The following is a 22,864-nucleotide window of genomic DNA, read 5'->3' as shown; positions in this document are numbered from 1 at the left end:
CTCAGCGCGGGCCGTCGTCGGGGCGACGGAAGGGCAGCACGGTGCCGCGGTCGTCCGTGCGTTCGGGCCGAACCCATAAAACCGGCACCTCGCGCGGTCGGTCCGGTTCGTAGGCGGCTTCATCCAGCGCCTTCGCCTCGGATAGCGCCTGCGCCTGCAGCTCCTCGATCTCCCACGAATACAGTTTGCGCGCCGGGGGCGGGTCGCGATGGCGCCAGACGAAGGCCGCGATGATGCCTGCCAGCGCGCCGCCGGCATGCATCTCCCAGCTGATGCGCCACTCGTGCGGCAGCACGGTCAGCAGCATGCCGCCGAACAGCATCATCGCGATCATTGCCGCCACCACGGCGGGGCGGTCGCGGCGCAGCAAGGCCAGCGTGAACAGCGCGAAGAACAGGCCGTGCACCAGGCCCGAGGCGCCGAGGTGTACTGACGGCCGGCCGATGAACCAGGTGAACACGCCGGCGCCCACCCACGCGGCCAGCACGATGCGCCAGGCCGAGCGCGGGTACACCGTCCCCACCAGCGTGCCGAGCACCACGAGGCCCAGCGCGTTCGAGAACAGGTGGCCCCAGTCGGCGTGCAGCAGTGGCGCCGTCACCAGGCCGACAAGGCCGGGCCCGGTCAGCGGCACCACCGCCCACGAGGAGAGCGCGGGCCAGGCGATGGTGGCGATCTGCACGAAGCCCAGCAGCACGACGAACAGCAGCCAGCGGAAGAGCTGGGAGCGCACCCGCTGGCGCTGCGCGCGTGATTGTTCGGCCGGGTCGTGGGCGGTGACGAAAGGGTCCATCCCGCGAACATGGGGGCGGTCCGATCGGGGACAAGCGGCGCGGCACGCCCACCGGGCCTATCATCGTGCTTCTCCGGCGAGGCCCGCATGGAACTCGATCTGCGCACCATCGCCGTGCTGTCCACGGTGCTCAGCGTCCTCACCTTCATCGCCCTGGCCGCGGTGATACGCGACTTCCCGCGGGAGTCACGGGAGGAGCTGCGCTACTGGACTCTCGGCATCGGCCTGCTGGCCACCGGCTGGATGTTGATCGCGGCGCGCGGGCACGTCCCCGACGCGGCCTCGGTGGTACTGGGCAACCTCGCCCTGTTCCTCGGCTTCCAGAGCCTGCTTTTCGCACTCCGCGCCTTCCTTCGCCTTCCGGTGCTGCGCTGGCGCGATGCGCCGCTGCCACTGCTGCAGGTGGCGGTGAGCGTCGTTTTCTTCTGGATCTGGCCCAGCCTGACGGCGCGCCTGGTGCTGGGGGCGTTGCTCGTCGCCGCGGTGCTCGCCGAGTCCGCCCGCGTGCTCTGGATCCACGCGCCGCGTCCGCAGCCCATGGCCTACCACGTCGTCGGCGTCTCGATGGTGGCCGCCATGCTCATCCTGCTGGCGCGCGCCGTCGTGCAGATGAGCGCTTGGGGCGTCGACCACATGATGCAGGCCTCGGTGATGCAGAGCCTCGTCTTCACCTTGTCCAACCTTGCTCCGCTGGTGTCGACGCTGGGCTTCCTGCTGATGATCAACGAGCGCCTGCAGCGCGAACTTCATCGTCTGGCCATCGCCGACCCACTGACCGGGCTGGCCAACCGGCGGGAGCTCCAGCGGAGGGGCGACGCCCTGCTGCTCGAACCCGGCCGGAAGGTCGCCGTCGTCGCCATCGATGCCGACCACTTCAAGCACATCAACGACACCCGTGGGCACGAGGCCGGCGATACCGTGCTCGTCGCACTGGCCGAGCGCCTGCGTCATGCGACACGCGCCGAGGACGTGGTCGCCCGGCTCGGTGGCGAGGAGTTCGTGCTCCTGATGCCTGATACCAGCCTCGAGGAAGCGCATCGACGCGCCGAGGCCTTGTGCCGCGACATCGCCGAGACGCCGGTCGTTCTTGAGGATGGCCCCTTGTCGGTGACCGTCTCGGTCGGCGTGGTGGCACGTGGCGATGCGGGCTCGCTCGCCGGGCTGCTGCACGTCGCCGACCGCGCGATGTACGCCGCGAAGGCCGCGGGCCGGAACTGCGTCGTCTTGGCCGATTGAGCGGCCCGTTCGGGCCGTCGAGCCGGGGCTCCGCGGGCCGCGCGTACAATGCAGGGATGAACGCTGCCTCCGCCGAAACCCCCGCCGTCCGCCTCAAGATCGAGCGCCGCTCGAACCACCCCTGGATCTTCCAGAAGATGGTGGAGAAGCCGCCGACCAAGCCGAGGCCCGGCAGCATCGTCGAGGTCTACGATCGCGACGGCACCTGGTGCGGCCGCGGCTTCTACAACGGCCATTCGCGCATCGCGCTGCGCATCCTCACCACCGACCCGGACGAGGCCATCGACGAAGCCTGGTTCCGCACGAAGATCGCCGCCGCCGTGGCCCTGCGCCGCGACCTGCTCAAGCTCGACGCGGTCAGCAATGCCTGGCGCGTGGTGCATTCCGAGGGCGACGGCATCTCCGGCCTCGTGGTCGACCGCTACGGCGACCTGCTCGTGGTCGAGTTCTTCTCGGCCGGCGCGTTCCGCCACCGCGAGTGGATCTTCGCCGCGCTTGAAGCGCAGTTCCCGGGCTGCACGTTCTGGTGGTTCGCCGACGAGCACGTGCAGAAGCAGGAGAGCTTCGACCTGCACCAGCGCGAGGCGCCGAAGCCCGTCGTCATCACCGAGCACGGTATCCAGTTCCGCGCCGCCCCCGGCAGCGCGCACAAAACCGGTTTCTTCGCCGACCAGCGCGACAACCGCGAGTGGCTGTCGCGCCAGGTCGAGGGTCGCAGCGTGCTTGACCTGTGCTGCAACACCGGTGGTTTCGCTGTGTACGCCGCGGCGCGCGGCGCGTCGGAAGTGGTGGGTGTCGACATCGACGAGGACGTCATCGCCATCGCCAAGCAGAACCTCAAGCTCAACGCGCAGGCCGCCGCGACGAAGACGCGCTTCATCCACGCCGACATCTTCCCGTGGCTGCGCGACGCCGCTGCGCGCGGCGAGGCCTACGACGTGGTGATCCTCGACCCGGCCAAGATGACGCGCGACCGCGAGCAGGTGATCCCGGCGCTGAAGAAGTACCTCGACATGAACAAGCTGGCCCTCGGCGTGTGCAAGCCGGGGGCGCTGTTCGCCACGTTCAGCTGCACGGGCCTGGTGAGCGAGGAGGAGTTCCTCGACATGCTGCGCCGCGCGGCCTTCTACGCGAACCGCACCGTGCAGGTGATCAAGGTGGCCGGCGCCGGCGCCGACCATCCGTGGCTCGCCCATGTGCAGGAAAGCCGTTACTTGAAGGCCGCGTTCTGCCGCGTGCTGGATTGAATCAGGCCGGGCAGCGGCCGTCGCGGCAGCGCCGCGGTAGCCGAAGCCGGCAGAACACGGCGTAGGCCCAAGCCAGCGCGCGCGAATCAATGGCCCACGCGAAGCGCCGCGCCCACGGCGCGTAGCGCGGTAGGCGGAGCCAGATCTCGCGGAAGGCCGGCACGCCGATGTGCCACGTGCCGTCGGCGTCGCGCGCATGCAGGGTCGCGATGGCGGCCATCGGATCAAGCCCGACATCGGCGAGGCGCGTGAGCTCCTGCGCCGCGTCGGTGAAGCGGATCGCTTCGGCCCCCGGTTGCGCGCGGTAGTGCGCCATCTCGCGTCGGCAGGCCGGGCAGCCGCCGTCGAAGAAGACTTCGAGGCTCTCGGAGGGAGGGGCATCCATGGGCGCAGCGTGGTGCAACGCGCGCGCAGCCGCGGTGAAGCCGGTCGAGAACGGTTCGCGGATGCGAATGGCCGCAGGATGCTTCGCGCTCCGCCGACGGTGCCGCGGTTCCAATGAAAGCATGGACAGCCGTGAACCCCCCTCGCTCACTTTCGCCAGCGTGCTCGAACAGCTCTGGAGCCAGCTCGCCGATGGGCAACGCCTTCGGCACTCGGCTTTCCACCAGGCGGTGCTGGCCACCAGTTCACCGCGCGGCCCCAGCGCGCGCTACGTCGTGCTGAGGCAGGTCGACCGCGAGCGCGGCGTGCTGGGTTTCCACACCGATCGCCGCAGCGAGAAGTGGGCCGAGCTGGAGCGCGACCCGCGTGTGGCGCTGTGCTTCTACGGGCAGAGCATCCAGCTGCGCGCCGAAGGCCGCGCCGTGCTGCACCACGACGACGCGGTCGCGGAGCTCGCGTGGAAGCGCACCGGGCTGATGTCGCGGCGTTGCTACCTCGCCGAGGCCGCGCCCGGCACTCCCGCGCCGCTGCCGACCAGCGGATTACCCGCGCATCTGTCAAAAGACCGTCCGAACGAAGCCGAGAGCGCGGCCGGTCGCGCGAACTTCGCCGTGGTGACGGTGCCGTTGCAGCGGATGGAGTGGCTGCATCTCGCGTTCGAGGGCCATCGGCGGGCGCGCTTCTCGCGCGTGGGCTTCGGGCCTTGGCGCGGTGAGTGGCTGGTGCCTTGAACGCGTGGCCCCGGCACGGCTGACGTCAGGCGCCGCGCTACACTGCGCGTCCTCTTCGAACGGACTTCCGCGTGGACGCTGCCGCCCCGGCCCGACGCCCTCCGGGCCTCGTCTTCATCTGGATCACCGTCGCGCTCGACATCCTTGCGATCGGCGTCGTCATCCCGGTGCTGCCGCACCTGATCAAGCAGTTCGTCGGCGGCTCGGTCGAGACCGCGGCGTGGTGGGTCGGCGTGTTCGGCAGCGTGTTCGCACTGTCGCAGTTCCTCGCTTCGCCCGTGCAGGGTGCGCTTTCCGACCGCTTTGGTCGCCGCCCGGTCGTGCTGTTGTCGAACCTCGGCCTCGGCCTCGACTTCGTGCTGATGGCCGTGGCGAACACGCTGCCGCTGTTGTTCCTCGGCCGCGTGCTGGCCGGCATCACCTCGGCGTCGATCAGCACCGCCAATGCCTACATCGCCGACATCACGCCCGCCGACAAACGCGCCGGAGCGTTCGGCATGCTCGGCGCGGCCTTCGGCATCGGCTTCGTGCTCGGTCCGGCGCTCGGCGGCGTGCTGGGCGAGATCGACGTGCGCCTGCCGTTCTGGCTGGCGGCCGGCCTGTCGTTGGCGAATTTCCTCTACGGCTTTTTCGTGCTGCCGGAATCGCTGCCGGTGGAGAAGCGCAGTGCGCGCTTCGACGTCCGTCGGGCCAGCCCACTCGGCGCCCTGCGGCTGCTCGCCTCGGCCCCCGGCGTGCTCGGGCTGGCGGGCGTCGTGTTTCTCTCGCAACTCGCGCACTACGTGCTGCCGAGCGTGTACGTGCTGTACACCGATTACCGCTACGGCTGGAGCGAGCTTGATGTCGGGCTGACGCTCGGCCTCGTCGGCATCTGCAACGCGCTCGTGCAGGCGGTGCTGGTGCGGAAACTCGTGCCGCGCATCGGCGAGCGCCGCGCGGTGGGCATCGGGCTGGCCAGCGGCATCGCCGGCTTCGCGTGGATGGGCGTGGCGCCGACCGGCGCGCTGTTCCTGCTGTCGGTACCGCTGTTGGCCCTGTGGGGTCTCGCGGGCCCGGCCACGCAGAGCCTCGTCACGCAGCGCATCGACCCCTCGCTGCAGGGTCGTCTTCAGGGCTCTCTCGCCTCGCTGGTGTCGACGGCAGGCATCTTCGGGCCCTTCCTGTTCACGGCGATCTTCCGCCTGTTCATCGGCGAGCATCCGCCGGCCTACCTGCCGGGTGCGGCCTTCCTGTTTTCGGCGTTGCTGCTCGGCGCCGCATGGGCGCTGGCGCATCGCGCCACCCGGCTGCTTCCGAACAGAGCGTCGCCGCCGGCCGCGTAACGCCCGGACTTCTCGCCGTGTGAACGCGGCGGGGCCTACCGTGTGAATCCGTCCCCTGCCGCGTGAAGATTCCCATGAGCGACGACGCCGATCGCGTCACCCGCACCGATGCCGAGGCGGCCGTCCGCACCTTGCTGCGCTGGGCGGGCGACGACCCGGCGCGCGAAGGCCTCGTCGACACGCCGCTGCGCGTCGCGCGCGCCTGGCGCGAGTGGTTCAGCGGCTACAGCCTCGACCCGGACGCCTACCTCGCGCGCACCTTCGAGGAAGTCGAGGGTTACGACGAGATGGTCGTGCTGCGCGACATCCCCTTCGAGAGCCACTGCGAGCACCACCTCGCGCCGATCATCGGCAAGGCCCACGTGGGCTACCTCCCGGGTGGCAAGGTGGTCGGCATCAGCAAGCTGGCCCGCGTGGTCGAGGCGTATTCGCGCCGCCTGCAGGTGCAGGAGAAGCTCACCGCGCAGATCGCCGACTGCATCGAGCGCGTGCTGCAACCGCGCGGCGTTGGCGTGGTGATCGAGGCCAGCCACGAGTGCATGACCACCCGTGGCGTTCACACCCGCGGCGTGAGCATGGTGACCTCGACCATGCGTGGCCTGTTCCGTGACGACGCCCGCACCCGCGCCGAGTTCCTCGCCTTCGTCGAAGTGGGCGGCCATCGCCGCTGAGCGTGGCTAGAATGCGGGCATGGACCTGCCCCTCCGACCCCTGCTGATCGACTGCCGCATCGAGCTCCGAAAGGCGATGCGACAGTTCGACCAATCCGACCTGTGCCACCGCTTGGATACCGCGCTGTCGATGCTGGGCACGGGGATCGGCGTGCCGGCGCCCGGCGCGGAGAAGCCCGACGGCCCGCCTGCGCCGTCCGAACGCAGCGGACAGCAGGTGGCCTACGCGTGGCAGATGGTGGCGCGCAACCTGAAGTCGAGCCACCCGTCGCTGTACGCGGAGCTGCAGAAGGAAGTGCTGCGCCTGCTCGACCACGGCATTCCCACCGACGCCAATGCCGAGATCGAGCGCCTGCAGCAGGATCTCGAAGCCGCGGAAGGCGCCGCCGGCGCCGCCAAGCTGGCGCGCATGAAGGCCACCGGCCAGCTCAACACCATCTGCAAGACCCTGGCCGCCGCCGCCCCGCACGTCGAGGAAACCGGCGATGCGCAGGCCACGGCCTTGGCGCGTGTCGAAGCTCTGGTGAAGGGGCAGGGTGCCAACCTCGGCAGCGTCGCCGAAGTGATGGCCGGCGCCGCGGATCCCGAGGCGGTGCCGCCTCCGGCCTTCGTGCTTGAGATGGTGAAAGCCGGCGAACGCAGCTTCAACAAGCCGCAACGCGAGTTCGCCGTCGCCGAAGCGATGATCGTCACCGGCTGGCAGTACACGCCGGTGGAGCTGCTGGAGCGCGGCGAAAGCTGGTTGGCCGGCCTGCTGCTGAACCCTGACGCCCACGTCTGAGGCGGGCTTGAACGGCACCGCGCCCGGGCTGGTGCAGCGCCTGCAGGACAGCCCGCAGCGGCTCTCCGACAGCATCCGTGCCTCCGCGCTATGGTTGGCGGTGCTCGATGGACCGCTCGATGCGCGCGAGTTCCATGAGGTCGGCCTCGCGCTGACGCACGACCCCGAGGGCGTGCCGCTGCAGGAGATCGCCGAGGCCTTCGCCGCCGATGCGATGCCGAAGGACCTGCCGAAGCTGTTCCGCTTCCTCCGCGGCCAACGCTCGCCGAAGCGCACCGTCTCGCTGCTCGACCTCTACATTCGCGTGGCCGCGGCCGACGGCCGCATCTCGCAGATCGAGCGCCATGCGCTGATCTTCCTCTCCGACCTGCTCGCCGCGCCGGCCTCGCTGCTGCCGGAGCGCTTTGAGGCCTTGCTCGGCTTCGAGTTCGAGGCACCGGCGGATCTCTCCGACCCGGCGTTCTTCGAGGCGGCGGAAGCCGTCGCGCGCTCCCGTGCCGCGCGCCAGAAGGCCCGCGAGGCCGATGCCGGCAAGGCCGCGCAGGCCGACGCCGAGCGCCGCGATGCCCTGCTGGTGCTCGGCCTGAAGGCGGACGCCACGCCGATCGCGATCAAGGCCGCTTGGCGGAAGCTCTCGCGCCAGCACCATCCCGATCGCCAACTGCAGGCCGACGAGGCCGCGAAGGCTGCGTCTGCGGAGCGATTCGACGCGGTGCAGAAGGCGTGGAAGCGCCTTCAGGACGACGACGATGCGTGACCTCTACGAACGCCTCGGCCTCGGCTTCGGCGCCGACGAGGCCGCCCTGAAGCGGGCGATCGGCGCGACAAAGGACCGCGAGCTCGCGCAGCGCGCGAAGGCCGTGCTGCTCGACCCCGACCGCCGTGCCGCGCACGACGCGGTGTACCTCGTGGCGCGCCGGCTGCGCGACTGGCGCGTCGAACTGCTGATGGAGGACGGCGCCTGGGCACAGGCGCTGGCCGACAGCGATCTCGTGCGTCCCGACCTGCCGGCCGAGCCGTTGGCGAAGCCGTCGGCGTCGACCCACAAGCGCGGTGCGCGCTGGTGGCATCGCCTGTTGAAGCGCTGAGCCGCCGCGGCCCGGGCGCTCAGCCCGCTTCGGCGCTCTTCGGCGCGTTCACCGGCATCACCACCGTGAAGCGCGCGCCGTGGCCGGAGCGGCTCTCCACGTCGATGCGACCGCCGAGGCTGCGCTGCACCAGGCTGTAGACGATGTGCAGGCCGAGGCCGCTGCCGCCTTCGCCGAGCTTGGTGGTGAAGAACGGATCGAAGATCCGCGGCAGGTGCTCGGCCGGGATGCCCACGCCGTCGTCGCTGACGCTCAAGGCCACGTGATCCGCGTCGAGCGGGCTGGCCACCACGCGCACTTCGCCGGGGCGGTCGCCGAGGCCGTGCAGCAGCGCGTTCAGCACGAGATTCGTCACCACCTGGCCCAGCGGCCCGGGGTAGCTGTCCATCGCGAGGCCCGGGGCGATGTCGACGACCACCTGGTGCGGCGTCTTGCGCAGCCGCGGCTGCAGCGTGCCGATGATCTCGTCCACCACTTCCGCGAGGTCGAAGCGGCGACGCTGCTCGGAGGTCTGGTCGACCGCCACCTGCTTGAAACGGCCGATCAGCTCGGCGGCGCGCCGCGCGTTGCGGACGATCAGCGCCTGCGCTTCGGCCTGCTGCTCGAGGAAGGTGTCGAGCGTCGAGCGCTTCAGCTCTCCGGTGTCGAGCTTGCGCCGCAGCTCCTCGATGCCGTCGCCCAGCGTGGTGGCCACCAGCAGCGCGCTGCCGAGCGGCGTGTTGAGTTCGTGGGCGACGCCGGCGACGAGCGAGCCCAGCGAAGCGAGGCGTTCGCTGCGCACCAGTTCGACCTGGGCGCGGCGGAGCTGCTCCACCGTCGCCGAGAGCTCGGCGTTCGATGCGGCGAGGTCGTGCGTGCGCTCGGCCACGCGCGATTCCAGGGCCTCGTTCAGGCGCTGCAGGGCGGCGGCGGCGGCCTTGCGCTCGGTGACGTCGAACAGGCTGGCCAGCAGCAGCGGGGCCTCTTCCGGCCCGAAGCGCGTCAGGTGCACTTCGGCATCGAATTCCGTGCCGTCGGGGCGGCGATGGCGCCAGTCATAGACCTGGGCTTGGCCGGCCAGGGCCGCCACGGTGTAGGGGACGCTGGCCTGCTCGGACGGCGTGCCGTCGTACTGCAATGGCGTGGAGACATCGGCCGCATTCGTGTTCAGCGTGGCATCGCGATTGCCCCAGCCATAGATGGCCACCGCCGCCTCGTTGCAGTCGACCATGCAGTTCGCGCGCGGATCGACCACGATCACCGGCAGCGGCGAGCGCTTGAACAGAACCTCGTTGTATTCCGCCTGCAGCTTGAGGCCGCGGGTCTGCTCATCGAGGCGGTCGAGCATGCGGTTGAACGCCTCGGCGAGGTGGCTGACCTCGTCGTCGCCCTCCACGGGCGCGCGACGGCCTTGCGCATTGCTGGTGTCGATCGACTCGACCACGGCGCTGACGCGCCGGATCGGGCCGGAGATCAGCCGCTCCAGCAGGGCGGCGAGCACCAGGGCGAGGACGGCGCCCACCGCGCCTGCGGCCGCCCAGGTCTCCGCCTGTTCGCGCAGGCGCGCCTCCACCGGGCCAAGACTGGAACGCAGCGAAAGCGAACCGACGATCTCGTCGAGCTCGACCGGCACCTCGACCACCAGCGAACCGCCGGGCACCACCCCGGCGGCGCTGCGCGTCTGCGGACAGGCCGTGACGTCGGCGGTGGTGTAGCCGGTGAACAGACGACCCTCGTTGTCGTACAGGCAGGCCGCTTGCACGTGGGCGATGCCGCTCAGTGCATCGAGGTTCTCCTGCGCCAGCGACGGATCACCAAAGAGCAGGGCGGCGGCGCTGCGGTTCGCCACCAGCGTCGCCAGCGCCGCCTGCTCCGAGCCCAGCGCATCGCGGGCCGCGTCGCGCTCGCTCACCAGCGCGATGGCGCCGAAGGTGGTGATTGCCAGCAGCGTGACCGCGCCGATGACGGCCAGCAGCCGCGTCCGGATCGACAGGGTGCGCAGGCCGCGGATCACCGGCCGCCACCGCTGCCGCCGTGCCGCACCTCCGAAACCTCCAGCAGCTTGGCGCTGAAGCGCAGCGGCGAACGACGGATGCTCGCCAGATTGACGTGCAGCTTGACGCGGCCGCTGGCGGTGACGAGCGCCACCATGCCGCCATCGCGGGCGAAGGCGGCGTCGCTGGCGACGGTGAGCGTGGTGGGGGCGGCGTTGCCGATCGCGGCGGCCTCGATCGCGTCCGGCGTGCCCACGCCGAGGTAGGCGATCTGGCAGCGCGGCAGGTCGGCGAGGGCCGTAGGGCGAGCGATTTCGATGGCGCGTGTGCCGACGCGCCGCCGGGCAAGGGTGTCCAAGCGGGCGCCAAACGGGTCGGTGCCGAACACGCAGATGCGGAAGGGCCCGTCCCCGGAGGGAAAGGCGTCCGGCGGCCACTCGACGAAGCGGGTGAAGTTGTAGAGGAATGCGGCCTTCAGCGCGTACTCGTCCGCCGCGCCGCTGGCATGGGCGGCAGGTGCCAGCACCAGCGCCAGCAGCATCCCGGCGATCGATCGAACCCGGGCCCGCGTCATGGCGGGCTCCATGCCACGGACCAGGTGATGCTGCGTGGCAGCGCGGTGTTCACCCGCAGGCTCTCGAGGTACTCGACCGCCCGTGGGTCGTTCGCATTGCCGATGGCGAGCGCCGTTTCCCAGCCCGGTGCGGGGCGCCAGGCCAGCCGCAGGTCGATGCGGTCCTCGCCCGGCAGCACGCCGATGCGCGCCGAATTCGTCGCGCGGTCGTCGTTGCGCCACCAGCGCAGGTCGACGTCGATGGCGTCGGCCGGCGACCATTGCACGTGCACCTGTCCGCTCAGCTCGGGCAGGAAGAAGGTGTCGATGCGGCCGGGCTGGCCGATGAAGCGGTCACGTCCGCGGTGCCAGGTCAGCGACGCATCCACCGACCAGCGCTCCGAGGGCAGCCACTGCGTCACCAACTCGACACCGTGGACGCGGTCGCGCACCCGCGAGCCGGGGATGGTCGCTAGGTCGGCGTAGCGGCTCTTGAACGCCGTGGCGTCGAGCGAGAACGCCGGAGAGAGCTGTTGGCGCCAGCCCAGCTCGGCCACCTCGACCTGCCAGGGCGCCTGAGCGGGATTGCCGATGACGCAGGTGCCGGCTTCGTAGCGCCGGCAGCCGAAGGCCGGAGCGAGGTTGGCCGGCACGTTGAACAGCGCGCCATCGCGCTCGAGGCGCGTGGACGAGCGCAGGGCCTGCGTCCACCCACCCCAGAACGTCCCGCCGAAGCCGGGCTGCCAGCGCAGCCGCACGGTCGGCTGCGTGTCCCAGTCCATGCTGCAGGAATCCTCGACCTTGGCGCCGGCGATCAGCGTCCACCCGCGACCGAGGTCGGACTGCGTCTGCGCGAACACGCTGCGCTTGGCATCGGTGCCGATTCGCGGCTCGGCGCCGAAGCAACCGGTGCAGGGCGGTGTCGCCGATCGCTGCGGCGTGCGCGTTTCGCTGCGGTAATGGTTGTAGCCGAGGCCCCAGGTCCACGCGTGGCGCCCGTGGGTGCCGCTGTGCTGCAGGTCGACGTCGACCACCCGCTGCGTGTCCTCGAGCGTCGCGTCGCCGAGGTCGAGCCGTTGCAGGCTGGCGCGCAGCGCCAGCGCCTGGCCGTCGGCGAGGCCGCGGCGCCACTCGCCGGCCGCGTAGTCGAGGTCGAACCAGTTGAGGTTGTCGCGCGGCAGCCCACCAACGAGGCGCTGGTCGACGAAGCGCCCCTCGCGGTGGCCGAGCCAGGCCGTCAGGGCGCCGCCGGGGCGGTCCTCAGGACTGTCGAAACGCAGCATGGCCGTGCGGAACCGTCCCTCGTCGCGTCCCTCGTCGCCCACGGCACGCGGCGCCGTCCAGGCGCTCTGGCCGATCGGTGGCAGCAGCCCGGGGGCGGAATCCATCCAGCGCAGGCCGAGCCGCCACGTCCAGTCGCCGAGGCGGTGCCCAGTGCGGGCTTCGGCGAACCGTTCGACATCACCTTCGCCGAGGCCAACGGCGATGCGTTGCCCGAGCGTGGCGTCGCTGCGACGGGTGACGATGGAGATGATGCCGTCGACGGCGTTTGCCCCCCACAGTGGACCACCCGGACCGCGCACCACCTCGATGCGCTCGATCTCGTCGATCGGCAGGTCGAAGGTCTCCCAGCGCACGCCGCCGAAGAGCGGCGTGTAGGCCGGACGGCCGTCAACGAGCAGCAGCATCGTGCTGGTGAAGCGGCTCATCGCATTGCGGCTGGCGATGGCCCATTTGTTGCCGTCCCACTTGCCCACGTGCAGGCCGGGCACCAGTCGCAAGGCATCGGGAAGCCGCTGGATGCCGGAGCGCCGCAATGTGGCCTGGTCGATGACGAACACCGCCGCTGCGGCATCGGCGCTGCGCTGCTCGCCGCGACTGGCCACGCTGACCGGCAGCTCAAGCAACTGCTGCAGCTCGAGATCGAGCAATTCGTCGGCGGACGGCTGGGCCTGCGCGGCCGTCGCGCCGAACCCGAGGGCGATCGGCAGCACCCAGCGCGGGCTCACAAGGCGAAACCCTCGCCGTGCTTGGCCAGCCATTCGCCGAGCGATTCGATGGGCAGCGGGGGCGAGAACAGGTAGCCCTGCAGTTCGTCGCAGCCGAGCTCGATCAGGCGTTGGCGCTGCGTCGGCGTTTCGACGCCCTCGGCGATCACCTTCAGGCCCAGCGCTCGGCCGAGTTCGATGATCATCTCGGCGAGGCTACCGCCGCCGGTATCGGCGTCGAGGCCCATCACGAAGCTGCGGTCGATCTTCAGGCGCTCGGGTGCGAGCTTCTCGAGGCTGGAGAGCGAGGAATAGCCGGTGCCGAAATCGTCGATGGCGACGCAGACGCCGAGCTGCTTCAGCGCGGCGAGCCGCGGCAGCACGATGTCCGGCGACTGCATCGCGACGGATTCTGTGATCTCGATCTCGAGCAGTTCCGCCGGCAGCCCGCCGTCGGCGAGCGCCTCGGCCACCATGATCTCGAAGCCGGGCACCAGCAGTTGGCTCATCGAGACGTTGACGGCCATGCGCAGGGGATGGCCGGCGTCGCGCAGTGCGGCGGCGCGATGGATCGCGCTGCGCATCGCCCAAGCGCCGAGGTCCTTGATCAGGCCGGACTGCTCGGCGATCGGGATGAAGCGGTCGGGCGGCACCAGCCGGCCGTCGTCGGAGCGCCAGCGCATCAGGGCCTCGAGGCCGACGGTGCGGCCGCTCCGCGCCTCGACCTGTGGCTGGTACATCAGGAAAAGGCGCTGCTGGTCGAAGGCCGCGCGCAGGCCGTGCAGCAGGCGCGTGCGTTCCTTGATCTCGGTGGCGACCTCGTGCGAGTAGAACGCGACCGAGCGATGGCCGGTCTGCTTGGCGCGCTTCAGCGCCGAGTAGCCCATCTTGATGACTTCGCCGCCACTGACGCAGTCGTTCACCAGTTCGACGCCGCCGAACGACGCCGACAGGCCGATCTGCAGGTCCTCGACGTCGAAGGGCTCGTCGAGGCGCTTGGCCCATTCGGCCGGTACCAGCAGGTCGCGCGGGCCGAAGGCGGCGAAGGTGTCGTTGGCGACGCGCGCCACGCGCACGCTGGCGTCGGCCTGGGCCATCAGCCGCTGGGCCACGCCGCGAAGCAGGGCGTCGCCGATGCGGTCCCCGAAGGTCTCGTTGATCTCGGAGAACTGGTCGACGTCGATCAGCAGCAGCCGCTGCGGCGCGTCCGGCGGGGTCTTCAGCGCGGCGTCGATGGTCTCGGCGAGCGCCGAGCGGTTCGGCAGGCGGGTGAGTCCGTCGACGTAGGCGGCATCGCGCAGGCGCTCGACCAGGCGCACGCCGTCGGCGGCCACCGTGGTGTTCTGCACGAACATGTCGAACACGCGCGGGTCGTGCGTGGCGGGCAGGTCGTCGGCGCCGAGGAAGGCGACCGCGTCGGCGCCGGTGCGCGACGGCAGGTACACGGCGATGCCGCAGGGGCTGGTGACGGTGCGGCGCGTGCTGAAGGCCAGCTCGATGGCGCGCACTTCCGGTTCGGCGCCGAGCGAATCGAGCCGGCGCCACGACCAGTCGGCGTAGCGGCCGAGCGCGGCGACCACGCGTCGGCGCTGGTCGTCGGCTTCGTGCACGCGGCGGCCGTCGCTGCAGAACACCGTGTGCGCCGGCAGGCCGTACAGGCCGGCGAGGCGCTCGAGCAGGCCGACGGCGAAGGCCGGCATGGTGTTGGCGGCGAGGAGTTCGGTCTGCGCCTTGAGCAGGTATTCGAGGTCGTTACGCGTGGCCTCGACGGCCGAGAGCGTCTGGTAACCGCGCAGCGCCGAGGTCAGCACGGTGTACAGGCGGGTGCGCGTCAGTTCGCTCTTGATGCGGTAATCGTTGATGTCGTAATCGCGGATCGCCTGCATCTCCGGCGCGTAGCCGGGTTGGCCGGTGCGCAGGATGATCCGCGGCTTGTGCAGCTGCAGCTCGTTGCGGATGCGCGCCACGAGATCGAGGCCGGCGCTCTCCGATTCCATGACGACGTCGAGCAGGATCACCGCGACATCGGGCTCGGCCCGCAGCAGGCCGTAGGCTTGGGCGCTGGATTCGGCGTGCAGGAATTGCAGCGGGCGCCCGAGGATCTCGACGCCACGCATGGCCATGCAGGTGGCGGCGTAGACATCGGGCTCGTCGTCGACGACGAGGATCGTCCATGCGGCGCGTTCGGGCGAGCCTGGTTCTCCGGCTTCCTGCGCGAACACCAGGCTGTCGTCGCCGGCCTCGGGCCGATCGTGGCTCATGCCTTTCCCCAGACGTGCCGCAGGGAGGCATCCCGGCAGCGTCCTAGGATAGCCACGTCCCACAACCGCCGCACAAGCGGCCTCCGGCTCAGGCTGCGCTGCGATCCGTGCGCTCGGCGAGCTCGCGCCAGCCTGGCAGGTGGGCCGCCATGCCGCAGCGTTCCAGCCACACCCAGTCCACCGGCCGATCGAAGGCGAGCGACGTGGCCACGTGGACGGCACCGACGACGCCGAACCCGCCCCCCGACAGGCGCGGAGTGCGCTGCCAGGCCACGGCCTGCTGGAGGAGGCTCGGAAGCTGCCACAGGCCCATCAGGTAGGCCGCCGCCTCGTCCTGCACCGGGGGCACCGAGGGCAGGGCCGGCACCTCGCCCTCGTCGAGCTCGGGAAGCATCTCGCTGATGCCGGCCAGCAGCGCGGCGGTGGCGGCGACATCGGGGTCGATCCGCGGCGCCATCAGCCGCGGGGCCAGCCAGGCCGCCAGCAGGCTGCGCTGGCGCACGCGCTCGGCGCGCGCCGCTTCCGGGCCGCTGAACGCGTAGAGCTCGGCCGCCAGCACCAGGTTGCGGGTGGTCTTCAGGCCAAGGCGGGCCACCGCGAACGGAATGCTGGCGATCTGTCGGCCGGCGCCGTACATCGCCGAGTTGGCGATCTGCAGAACCCGCGCGCCCAGTGCCGGGTCGGCCATCACCTGTTCGGCAATCGTCGAGATTTCGACGTTCGGGTCTTCGAGCGCCTTGCAGATCGCCATGTACAGCCGTGGCGCGCCGGGCAAGCGCGTGAGGGCGCCCACCTGGGCCCGCAGCGCCGGGCGGTCGAGGCGCTGCGCGAGCTGGGCGTAGGCGACCAGTGCCTCGGCGATGGCTTCCACCGGGCTGGAGGCGGAGAGCAGGCCGTGGGCCAGCGCCTGCAGCCGCGGCTCGATCCCGTCGTGCTCGGTGGTGCCGATCACCAGACGCGCCGTTTGCGGCGCGGTGTAGAGCACATGCCTGAGCAGGGCCTCCGCATCGTCGAGGCTGGTGTCGACGACGATGGCGTCGGCGGCGTGCTGTTCCAGCACCTGGCGCGACTCCTCGGGGCGGGCGTAGGACAGCACCTGCCAGTCGTAGCCCCGGGACAACAGCGCATCGGCGACGGCGCCGGGGCGGTTCGGATCGGGCGTGGCGAAGAAAACACGCATGGTGGAGCGTCGAGCCTTTTGTCGCTTTTGCCGAAGGGTAGCGGCAGGACTCCGCCGATTCCGGGTATGCATCACGCTTGGTGCCCTCGCCAGCGTGCGCCGCGTCACAGCTTGCGCAATCGCCATGACGTTACCGAGCGCGAAGGGCATCGCATGGCCTCTGCTACAGTCCAGCCACGTCTCTTCGAGCCGCATTCCCGCTTGATCGCTCCTGCTGCGACCCCCGATGACGCGCCGCTGCGCCTGCTCTTCGCCGGTGCGGACGTCAGCGTGGCTGCCGCACTCGTCGAGGCCTTGGGCGACCGGATCATCCTGCAGGTCGCCGGTGCCAGCGACGAGGCGCTTGCGCTCGTCCGTGGCGAAACCTTCGAGGCGGTGCTGGTGCAGCCGCGGCTGGGTCAGGGTTCGGGTAACGCGCTCCTCGGCGTCCTGAAGCGCGAAGCGCCGAAGCTGGTGCGCTGCCTCGTGCTCGACGACGGGCGCGATGCACCGGGCCTCGCCGCGCTCGAGAACCTGCACCGAATCCTCTACCAGCCGCTCGATGCCGAAGCGCTGCTTTCTGGCCTGAAATCGCTGCTCGCGCTGCGGCGGCGACTGGAAAGCCCCTTGCTGGCGGAGGCGATCGGCCGCATCGGCCGGCTGCCGCCGCCGCCGGCGCTCTCGCTCGACCTGATGCGCCGCACGGAGGACCTCGACGTCGCCGCGCGCGATGTCGCCGCGCTGGTCGAAAGCGACCCGACGCTGGCGGCGAAGGTGCTGCGCCTGTGCAATTCGGCGATGTACAGCGGCGGCCGCCGCATCGATGACATCCACAGCGCCGTGGTGTGGCTGGGCAACCTCAGCCTTCGCCGGCTGGTGATGGCTGGCGAGATCTTCGGCGCCACCCGCCCGAAGGCCGAGCCGGAGGCGCTCGACCGTCTTCGCGACACCAGCCTGCGCGCCTCGCGACTGGCGGCCCGCCTGCTGCCGGGCCCGCAATCCGACCTCGCCGCCACCGCCGCGCTGCTGGCCGGCGTCGGCCGCCTGCTGCCTCAGGTCCGCGTGCCGTGGGCGCCGCAGCCCGGAGAGGCCGCGGATTGGCCGACCTACGCCGAGGCCGGCGCCTACTTGCTCGCCCTGTGGGGTCTCCCGGAGACGCTGGTCGAGGCGGTCGCGCAACACGCCACGCCCACGGGGGCGGCGGAGCATGGGCTGGGCGTCGTCGGCGCCTCCCACGTGGCCTGGGCCCTTCTGGCCGAAGTGCCGCTCGACGAGGCCTGGGTCGAGGCGCAGGGCCTCGCCGACCAGCGCGACGGGTGGCAGGCGCTGGCCGCCGAGCTTCGCGGCGAGGGCTGAAGCCCGTGGACGAATCCACAGATCCGGTCAGTGGCCTGCCGTGGCTGGGGGCGGATGCGCCGGCGCTGCAAGGGCTCGTGGCCGACGGTCGTCGCATGCTCTTCGCCGAGATCGCGCTGGACCGGTTTGTCGGCCTGGTCGATGGCCTTGGCGAGGACACCGCCGGCCGCGCGCTGGCCGTGGCCGCCGACCGCATCGCCGCCTTCGCGCTTCCGCAGGGCCGGCTCTGGCGCCTTCGTGGTGCTTGCCTGCTCCTGGCCACCGACGCCCCGGAGGCCCTTGCCGACCCGGAGGTCTGGGCGCAGCGCCTGCTGGCCGAACTGGCCGCGCCGCTGTCGGTGCCGCCCTACATGTTGGAGATCAACGGCAGCATCGGACTCGCGCTGTTCCCTGACGACGCCCCGACGTTGGCCGCCGCGCTGAGCGCCGCCGACCGCGCGCTCTACGCCGCGCAGCGCTCCGGCGTCGGTAGGGCGCTGCGCCACGCCGCGTCCGGCGTCGCCGGTCGCAGCGTGCCGGTGTTCACCCACGCCTTGGCGAAGGCCTTGGCGCGCGACGAACTCGAACTGCATTACCAACCGTTCGTCGATGCCGCCGACGGCCGCATCGCCGGGGTCGAGGCCTTGCTGCGCTGGCGCGCGCCGGATGGCCGCCTGCTCGCACCGCCGCAGTTCCTGCCGCGCGCCGAGCAGCTCGGATTGATGCGTGGCATCAGCGGCTGGGTGCTCGACCGCGTCATCGCGGATGCGCGGCATTGGCGACGCGCCGGGTTCGACGACCTGCGTATCGCCGTGAATGTCTCCACCGTGCAGCTGCTCGAGGATGACCTCGTCAACCAGCTGGAGGCGCGCCTCGCCGCCGCCGACGTGGCCTTCGACCAGTTCGAGATCGAGCTCTCGGAAAGTACGCTTCTGCGCGATGTCGACCGCATCCGCGACACCTTGCGGCGGCTGCGCAGCTGCGGCGTGGGCCTGACGCTCGACGACTTCGGCATGGGCGGCGCCGGCCTCGTGCAGCTGCCGCGCTACCCGCTTTCGAAGATCAAGATCGACCGCGACTTCGTCGGCGAAGTCGCGCACGACCAGGGCCAGGCGGCGATCGCCCGCGCGATCATCGCGATGGGCCGGCAGATGCACCTGAAGGTGATGGCCGAGGGCGTCGAGACCGAAGCGCAGGTCGGCTACCTGCGTCGCGCCGACTGCGACCAGCTGCAGGGCTTCCTGTTTTCCGGGCCGAAGCCGCTGGCCGACGTCGATCCGCTGCTGCGCCAGCGTTACCTGCGCCCGGAGCTGTTCGCGCAAGGCGCCGCCTCGCGCACGCTGTTGCTCGTTGATGACGAGGAGAACGTGCTGCGCGCCTTGCAGCGCGTGTTCCGCCGCGACGGCTACCGCGTGCTGGCGGCCAGCCGCGTGCAGGAGGCTTTCGAGCTGCTGGCCAGCAACGAGGTCCAGGTGATCGTCAGCGACCAGCGCATGAACGATGTCAGCGGCACCGAGTTCCTCGGCCGCGTGAAGGAGCTCTACCCGCGCACGGTGCGCCTGATCCTCTCCGGCTACACCGACCTCGCCACCGTCACCGAGGCCATCAACAAGGGCGCGATCTACCGCTTCCTCACCAAGCCCTGGGACGAAGAGGACCTGCGCCACCACATCCGCGAGGCCTTCCGGACCTGGGAGGGTCTGCAGTGAGCCGCGTTGGGCGTTCCCGTGGGGAGGCCGCATGCGCTTCGTGATCCTTCGCCAACTGCGGCGCCTGCCAAACCTGCTCCTCCTGCTCGCCTTGCTTGCGCAGGTGCTCGCCTGGCCGTGGCTGGAGGGGATTTCCGGTGGCCGCCTGGTGCTGGTCGCCTTCGACTGGGTGATTCTCGTGTTGGCGCTGCGCGCGGCGCGAGCCACCGGTGCGGAGGCGCGGCTGGGCTGGTTCCTGCTGGCGCCCGCGGTGCTGCTGCATGCCGCCGAGGTGGTGTCCGGCGGCAGCGGCCTATACGTGGCCAGCCAGCTCGCGCAGGCGGCGTTCCACGGTTTCGTGGTGAGCTGCCTGCTGCGCTACGTGCTGCGCGACGACGTGATGACGCTCGACGAGCTCTGGGCGCTCGCCTCGCTGTACGTGTTGCTCGCCTTCGTCTTCGCCTACGTCTACGCGGTGATCGAGCACCTCGCGCCCGGCGCGTTCTTCATCAATCCGACCAATAACCCGGATGGCCTGACCGGCTGGTGGGAGCTGCTGTACTTCAGCTTCACCTGCCTGACCTCGGTGGGCTTCGGCGAGATCACCCCGGTGCACGATGTCGCGCGCTCGGTGGTGATGATCCAGCAGGTGACGGGCGTGCTTTACCTCGCGATCGTGATCTCGCGCCTGATTGGCATGCAGCGACGACGCCCGGAGTGAATCACTCGCCCAGCCGCACCGGCTGGTGCACCGGCAGTACGACGGTGAAGATCGCTCCGCCTTCGGCGCCGTTCGCCACCTCGATGCGCCCGCCGTGCTTCTTGACGATGCCGTAGCTGATCGAGAGCCCGAGGCCGGTGCCGGTGCCGACCGGCTTGGTAGTGAAGAAGGGATCGAAGATCCGCGGCATGGCCTCGGCGTCGATGCCCGGACCGCTGTCGCGGATGCTGATCCACACCTCGTCCCGCGCGCCGTCGTGGCCGCTGGCCAGCTTGATGGTCCCGCGCTCGCCGATGGCGTGGCCGGCATTGAGCAACAGGTTCATGAAGACCTGATTGACCTCGCTCGGGTGGCATTCCACGAGGGGCAGGGGGCCGAGCTGGCGCTCGACCTTCGCCTTGTACTTCAGGTCGTTCCAGACGATGTTGAGCGTGCTCTCGAGGCCCTTGTGCAGGTCGACGCGGCGCCAGCCGGCCTCGCGCCCGGCATGCGAGAAGTCCTTGAGGTCCTGCACGATGCGACGCACGCGCTCGAGGCCTTCGCGTGATTCGTTGATGAGCTCGGGCAGGTCGGTGGAGACGAAGTCGAAATCGACGCGCGCGCGCACTTCCGAGATCGTGGCCAGCGTCGTCTCGTCGAGCTTTGGCGCGAGCGCGCGTTCGTAGGCGTGGATGAGTTCGAGCAGGCCGCTGGTGTAGTCGCGCAGGCTGACGAGGTTCGAGTGCACGTAGCCGATCGGGTTGTTGATCTCGTGGGCGATGCCTGCGGCGAGCTGGCCGATCGAGGCCATCTTCTCCTGCTGCAGAAGCTGCTCCTGCGCGCTGGCTAGCCGGGCGTAGGCCTGCTGCAGCTCGCCGTGGCGGCGGCGCAGCTCGTCCTGGCGGTGGCGCGCCTCGGTGACGTCGCGCAGCAGCAGCAGGTGCGCGGGCGCGTCGTCCACGATCCACGGGTAGCGCCGCAGCGCGAACACCACGCCGCTGGCCTCGTCGCGGACGTCGCCGCTCCAGGCTTCCCCGGCCGCGGCGTTGAACACCTCGTCCGGCAGCAAGGCCACGAGGGGTGCGGGGTTGTCCGGGTCGGCGGGGTCGGCGGCGACCCGATGCGCCAGCTCACCGGCCGCGGGGTTGGCGTAGTGCACGGCCCGCCGGGCATCGACCAGCAGCACGCCCTCCTCGATCATCTCGAGGAAGGCGACGAGTTCCGGGTTGCTGGGCTGGCTCGGCAGCCAGAAGCGGCCGGGCAGGGTGTCGGGCATTCGCGAAGCACCGTCAAGACGACGGTGCACAGGCTAACGCCGGCTCAGGCGACGGCGATAGGCCGCGACCAGGTGCCCTGCGCACGTTGGCCGCGCGGGTCGTAGCCGACCGCCTCGCTGCGGCCCAGCTGGCGCAGGGCGAAGGCCACCGCGCGGCGGCGGCGGGCCAGCATCAGGCCGTTCTCGCGGTTGTACTCGGCCAGTGCGGCGATGCGTGGCGCATCCCCACTGTTGAGGCCAGCCGACTCCGCGGCCCGCAGCGCCTGCAACTTCGCCTCGGTGGAGCGCAGTAGCGCTTCGACGTCCTGCCCGCCAAGGGCATCGCGTTCGGCGCGCAGGGCGGCTTCGAGGGCGTCAAGCAGGAGGGCGGTCATCGGGTCGGGTCTCGGGCTTCGTCAGACGCTCAGCTGGCGCTCCAGCGCGTCCAGGCGCTGGGCGATCTCCTGCGGGTCGATGCGATACGTGCCCGCGGCGAGTGCCGCGCGCAGCGCTTCGATCTTCGCCATGTCCATCGGCGGCGGGCCGGCTTTGGTCTGCTTCTGCACGACCCGCAGGGCCTCGGCTTCGCCGGTCAGGCGCACATTGTCCGAAGACGGTGCCTGGGTCTGGGCGATGGCTTGGGCGCGCGGGGTCCCCGACCGTTCGATGGCGGCCGGCGTCGGCGCGGCCGCCGGCGCGGGGGCCGGGCGGGGCGCTGAGGCTCCGTCGATCTTGCTGGTCATGGTCGTGTCCTCCGGAACGGGTGGTTCCTCACGACCGGTATCGGCCGTGTCCCGCGCGACTTTAGCCCCAAGGGGGAAATTCTTTCGTTCATGCCGGAAACGTGAGCCGGCCCACGCTTCGGAGGGCTCATCGGCCGACCCGGACCTCGCCGGGGGCGGCCACCACGCCGCTCAGCACCCGGCGGGAGCTCAGGTTCTCGACCCGGACGACCTCGCCGGTGCCGGCGTCGGCCAGGGCCCGGCCGGCCATCCGCACCTCGAAGCCACCCCCGCCGGCCACGAGGGCCACCGGTTCGCCGCGCTTCACCACGGCCTGTGCGACCAGATCGCTGCGCCGCAGGACCTGGCCGGCTTGCCCGCCGAGGCGCAGGGTCTGGCCGATGGCCTGGGCCGGGTCGGTCAGGGGCGCGGCGCCGAGGCGCGCGGTATCGCGGGTCTCGACGCCGACCGCCGAGGCCGGGACCGGTTGCCCGGGGGCCACGGCGGCGGTGAGCACCACCACGGGCTGCACGCGCTGCACCCGGACCGGCACGAACAGGCGCCAGCCGTCGGGGCAACTCACTTCGACGTTAACGGCTGACAGGGCCTGGGCTTGAAGGGCGTGCGGGCAGGGCGGCATGCGCAGGGCGGGGTCGAGGCTGGCCTCGATGCGGGCGCCGGGCGAGGCCAAGGCCCCCTCGGCGGCGGCGCGGATGGAGGCCACGGTCTGGAAGCTGCCGTCCTCGGCCCGGAGGTCACCGGCGAAGACCAGGCCGGCCGCGAGGCTCGCGAGGCTCAGCAGGCCGACATGCAAGGTGCGCAGCACGCGTCGCTGGCGGCGGATGCTCCGCGCGAGGTCGGGCAGGCGCGGCGGCGGCAGCGGGGCCGGGGCGGGCAGCGGGGTCGCTTCAGGGCGGGACATCGGTCACTCCGGGCGCGGATGCGTCGTGGCAGGCTGTGCAAGCGGTGTGCCGCGG

Annotated in this window: 22 protein-coding genes; 11 read left to right on the top strand and 11 right to left on the bottom strand. The window is 71.0% G+C overall.

Annotated features, from left to right (window positions below; translation table 11 throughout):
• Window position 1 precedes the first annotated feature (1 nt).
• Window positions 2-793: a rhomboid family intramembrane serine protease gene (locus O9255_RS04090; protein WP_297865561.1), complete on the bottom strand. Its 792-nt coding sequence runs from the start codon at window positions 791-793 to the stop codon at window positions 2-4.
• An 87-nt stretch (window positions 794-880) separates the two neighbouring features.
• Here O9255_RS04090 and O9255_RS04085 point away from each other — a divergent pair, with 87 nt between their 5' ends.
• On the top strand, window positions 881-2,029 hold the full coding sequence (locus O9255_RS04085) for a GGDEF domain-containing protein (protein ID WP_297865560.1): 1,149 nt from the start codon (window positions 881-883) through the stop codon (window positions 2,027-2,029).
• Window positions 2,030-2,085: 56 nt separating this feature from the next.
• Window positions 2,086-3,276 carry a class I SAM-dependent rRNA methyltransferase gene (locus tag O9255_RS04080; RefSeq protein ID WP_297865559.1) on the top strand — a complete coding sequence of 397 codons (1,191 nt, stop codon included), beginning with the start codon at window positions 2,086-2,088 and terminating at the stop codon, window positions 3,274-3,276.
• 1 nt (window position 3,277) lies between these two features.
• Here the strand turns inward: O9255_RS04080 and O9255_RS04075 are convergent, their stop codons facing one another.
• Window positions 3,278-3,661: a DUF393 domain-containing protein gene (locus tag O9255_RS04075; protein ID WP_297865558.1), complete on the bottom strand. Its 384-nt coding sequence runs from the start codon at window positions 3,659-3,661 to the stop codon at window positions 3,278-3,280.
• A gap of 121 nt (window positions 3,662-3,782) precedes the next feature.
• Here O9255_RS04075 and O9255_RS04070 point away from each other — a divergent pair, with 121 nt between their 5' ends.
• The 6 genes from O9255_RS04070 to O9255_RS04045 all read left to right on the top strand — a co-directional run bounded on the left by O9255_RS04070 (window position 3,783) and on the right by O9255_RS04045 (window position 8,253).
• Window positions 3,783-4,391, top strand: coding sequence for a pyridoxamine 5'-phosphate oxidase family protein (locus tag O9255_RS04070; RefSeq protein ID WP_297865557.1), 609 nt, complete (start codon window positions 3,783-3,785; stop codon window positions 4,389-4,391).
• A gap of 71 nt (window positions 4,392-4,462) precedes the next feature.
• Complete coding sequence (locus O9255_RS04065; protein ID WP_297865556.1) at window positions 4,463-5,713, top strand: TCR/Tet family MFS transporter; 1,251 nt, start codon at window positions 4,463-4,465, stop codon at window positions 5,711-5,713.
• A 74-nt stretch (window positions 5,714-5,787) separates the two neighbouring features.
• A complete protein-coding gene (folE, locus tag O9255_RS04060) occupies window positions 5,788-6,384 on the top strand; it encodes a GTP cyclohydrolase I FolE (RefSeq protein WP_297865555.1) in 597 nt (198 codons plus the stop codon).
• Window positions 6,385-6,403: 19 nt separating this feature from the next.
• Window positions 6,404-7,165 carry a hypothetical protein gene (locus tag O9255_RS04055; protein WP_297865554.1) on the top strand — a complete coding sequence of 254 codons (762 nt, stop codon included), beginning with the start codon at window positions 6,404-6,406 and terminating at the stop codon, window positions 7,163-7,165.
• A gap of 7 nt (window positions 7,166-7,172) precedes the next feature.
• Complete coding sequence (locus O9255_RS04050) at window positions 7,173-7,922, top strand: J domain-containing protein (protein WP_297865553.1); 750 nt, start codon at window positions 7,173-7,175, stop codon at window positions 7,920-7,922.
• Window positions 7,915-8,253 (top strand): hypothetical protein, encoded by a 339-nt coding sequence (locus O9255_RS04045; protein ID WP_297865552.1) that lies wholly within the window; start codon window positions 7,915-7,917, stop codon window positions 8,251-8,253. The genes O9255_RS04050 and O9255_RS04045 overlap by 8 nt, the downstream gene beginning before the upstream one ends.
• Window positions 8,254-8,272: 19 nt before the next feature.
• On the opposite strand, the gene O9255_RS04040 is transcribed toward O9255_RS04045, so the two are convergent.
• The 5 genes from O9255_RS04040 to O9255_RS04020 all read right to left on the bottom strand — a co-directional run bounded on the left by O9255_RS04040 (window position 8,273) and on the right by O9255_RS04020 (window position 16,208).
• Window positions 8,273-10,246, bottom strand: coding sequence for an ATP-binding protein (locus tag O9255_RS04040; RefSeq protein ID WP_297865551.1), 1,974 nt, complete (start codon window positions 10,244-10,246; stop codon window positions 8,273-8,275).
• Window positions 10,243-10,800, bottom strand: a complete 558-nt coding sequence (locus O9255_RS04035; RefSeq protein ID WP_297865550.1) for a YfiR family protein — start codon at window positions 10,798-10,800, stop codon at window positions 10,243-10,245. Before O9255_RS04035 ends, O9255_RS04040 begins: the two co-directional genes overlap by 4 nt.
• Window positions 10,797-12,788: a TonB-dependent receptor gene (locus tag O9255_RS04030; protein WP_297865549.1), complete on the bottom strand. Its 1,992-nt coding sequence runs from the start codon at window positions 12,786-12,788 to the stop codon at window positions 10,797-10,799. The genes O9255_RS04035 and O9255_RS04030 overlap by 4 nt, the downstream gene beginning before the upstream one ends.
• Window positions 12,785-15,028, bottom strand: coding sequence for an EAL domain-containing protein (locus tag O9255_RS04025; protein ID WP_297865548.1), 2,244 nt, complete (start codon window positions 15,026-15,028; stop codon window positions 12,785-12,787). The genes O9255_RS04030 and O9255_RS04025 overlap by 4 nt, the downstream gene beginning before the upstream one ends.
• Window positions 15,029-15,116: 88 nt before the next feature.
• Entirely contained in the window at window positions 15,117-16,208 is a 1,092-nt protein-coding gene (locus O9255_RS04020) for an HDOD domain-containing protein (protein ID WP_297865547.1), read from the bottom strand.
• Between the two features lie 201 nt (window positions 16,209-16,409).
• Between O9255_RS04020 and O9255_RS04015 the strand changes: the two genes are divergently transcribed.
• The 3 genes from O9255_RS04015 to O9255_RS04005 are packed head-to-tail and all read left to right on the top strand — an operon-like array spanning window position 16,410 to window position 19,931.
• Complete coding sequence (locus O9255_RS04015) at window positions 16,410-17,543, top strand: HDOD domain-containing protein (protein ID WP_297865546.1); 1,134 nt, start codon at window positions 16,410-16,412, stop codon at window positions 17,541-17,543.
• A 5-nt stretch (window positions 17,544-17,548) separates the two neighbouring features.
• A complete protein-coding gene (locus O9255_RS04010) occupies window positions 17,549-19,231 on the top strand; it encodes an EAL domain-containing protein (protein WP_297865545.1) in 1,683 nt (560 codons plus the stop codon).
• 31 nt (window positions 19,232-19,262) lie between these two features.
• Entirely contained in the window at window positions 19,263-19,931 is a 669-nt protein-coding gene (locus O9255_RS04005; RefSeq protein WP_297865544.1) for a potassium channel family protein, read from the top strand.
• A 1-nt stretch (window position 19,932) separates the two neighbouring features.
• On the opposite strand, the gene O9255_RS04000 is transcribed toward O9255_RS04005, so the two are convergent.
• The 4 genes from O9255_RS04000 to flgA all read right to left on the bottom strand — a co-directional run bounded on the left by O9255_RS04000 (window position 19,933) and on the right by flgA (window position 22,809).
• Entirely contained in the window at window positions 19,933-21,186 is a 1,254-nt protein-coding gene (locus tag O9255_RS04000) for an ATP-binding protein (RefSeq protein WP_297865543.1), read from the bottom strand.
• A 44-nt stretch (window positions 21,187-21,230) separates the two neighbouring features.
• On the bottom strand, window positions 21,231-21,560 hold the full coding sequence (locus O9255_RS03995; RefSeq protein ID WP_297865542.1) for a flagellar protein FlgN: 330 nt from the start codon (window positions 21,558-21,560) through the stop codon (window positions 21,231-21,233).
• A 21-nt stretch (window positions 21,561-21,581) separates the two neighbouring features.
• Window positions 21,582-21,908, bottom strand: a complete 327-nt coding sequence (gene flgM, locus O9255_RS03990; protein WP_297865541.1) for a flagellar biosynthesis anti-sigma factor FlgM — start codon at window positions 21,906-21,908, stop codon at window positions 21,582-21,584.
• A gap of 127 nt (window positions 21,909-22,035) precedes the next feature.
• Entirely contained in the window at window positions 22,036-22,809 is a 774-nt protein-coding gene (gene flgA, locus O9255_RS03985; RefSeq protein WP_345781357.1) for a flagellar basal body P-ring formation chaperone FlgA, read from the bottom strand.
• Window positions 22,810-22,864: the final 55 nt, after the last annotated feature.

The sequence above is a fragment of the Silanimonas sp. genome, from assembly GCF_027530345.1.
Taxonomy (GTDB): Bacteria; Pseudomonadota; Gammaproteobacteria; order Xanthomonadales; family Xanthomonadaceae; genus Silanimonas.
This window is presented reverse-complemented; position numbering and strand designations above follow the sequence as displayed.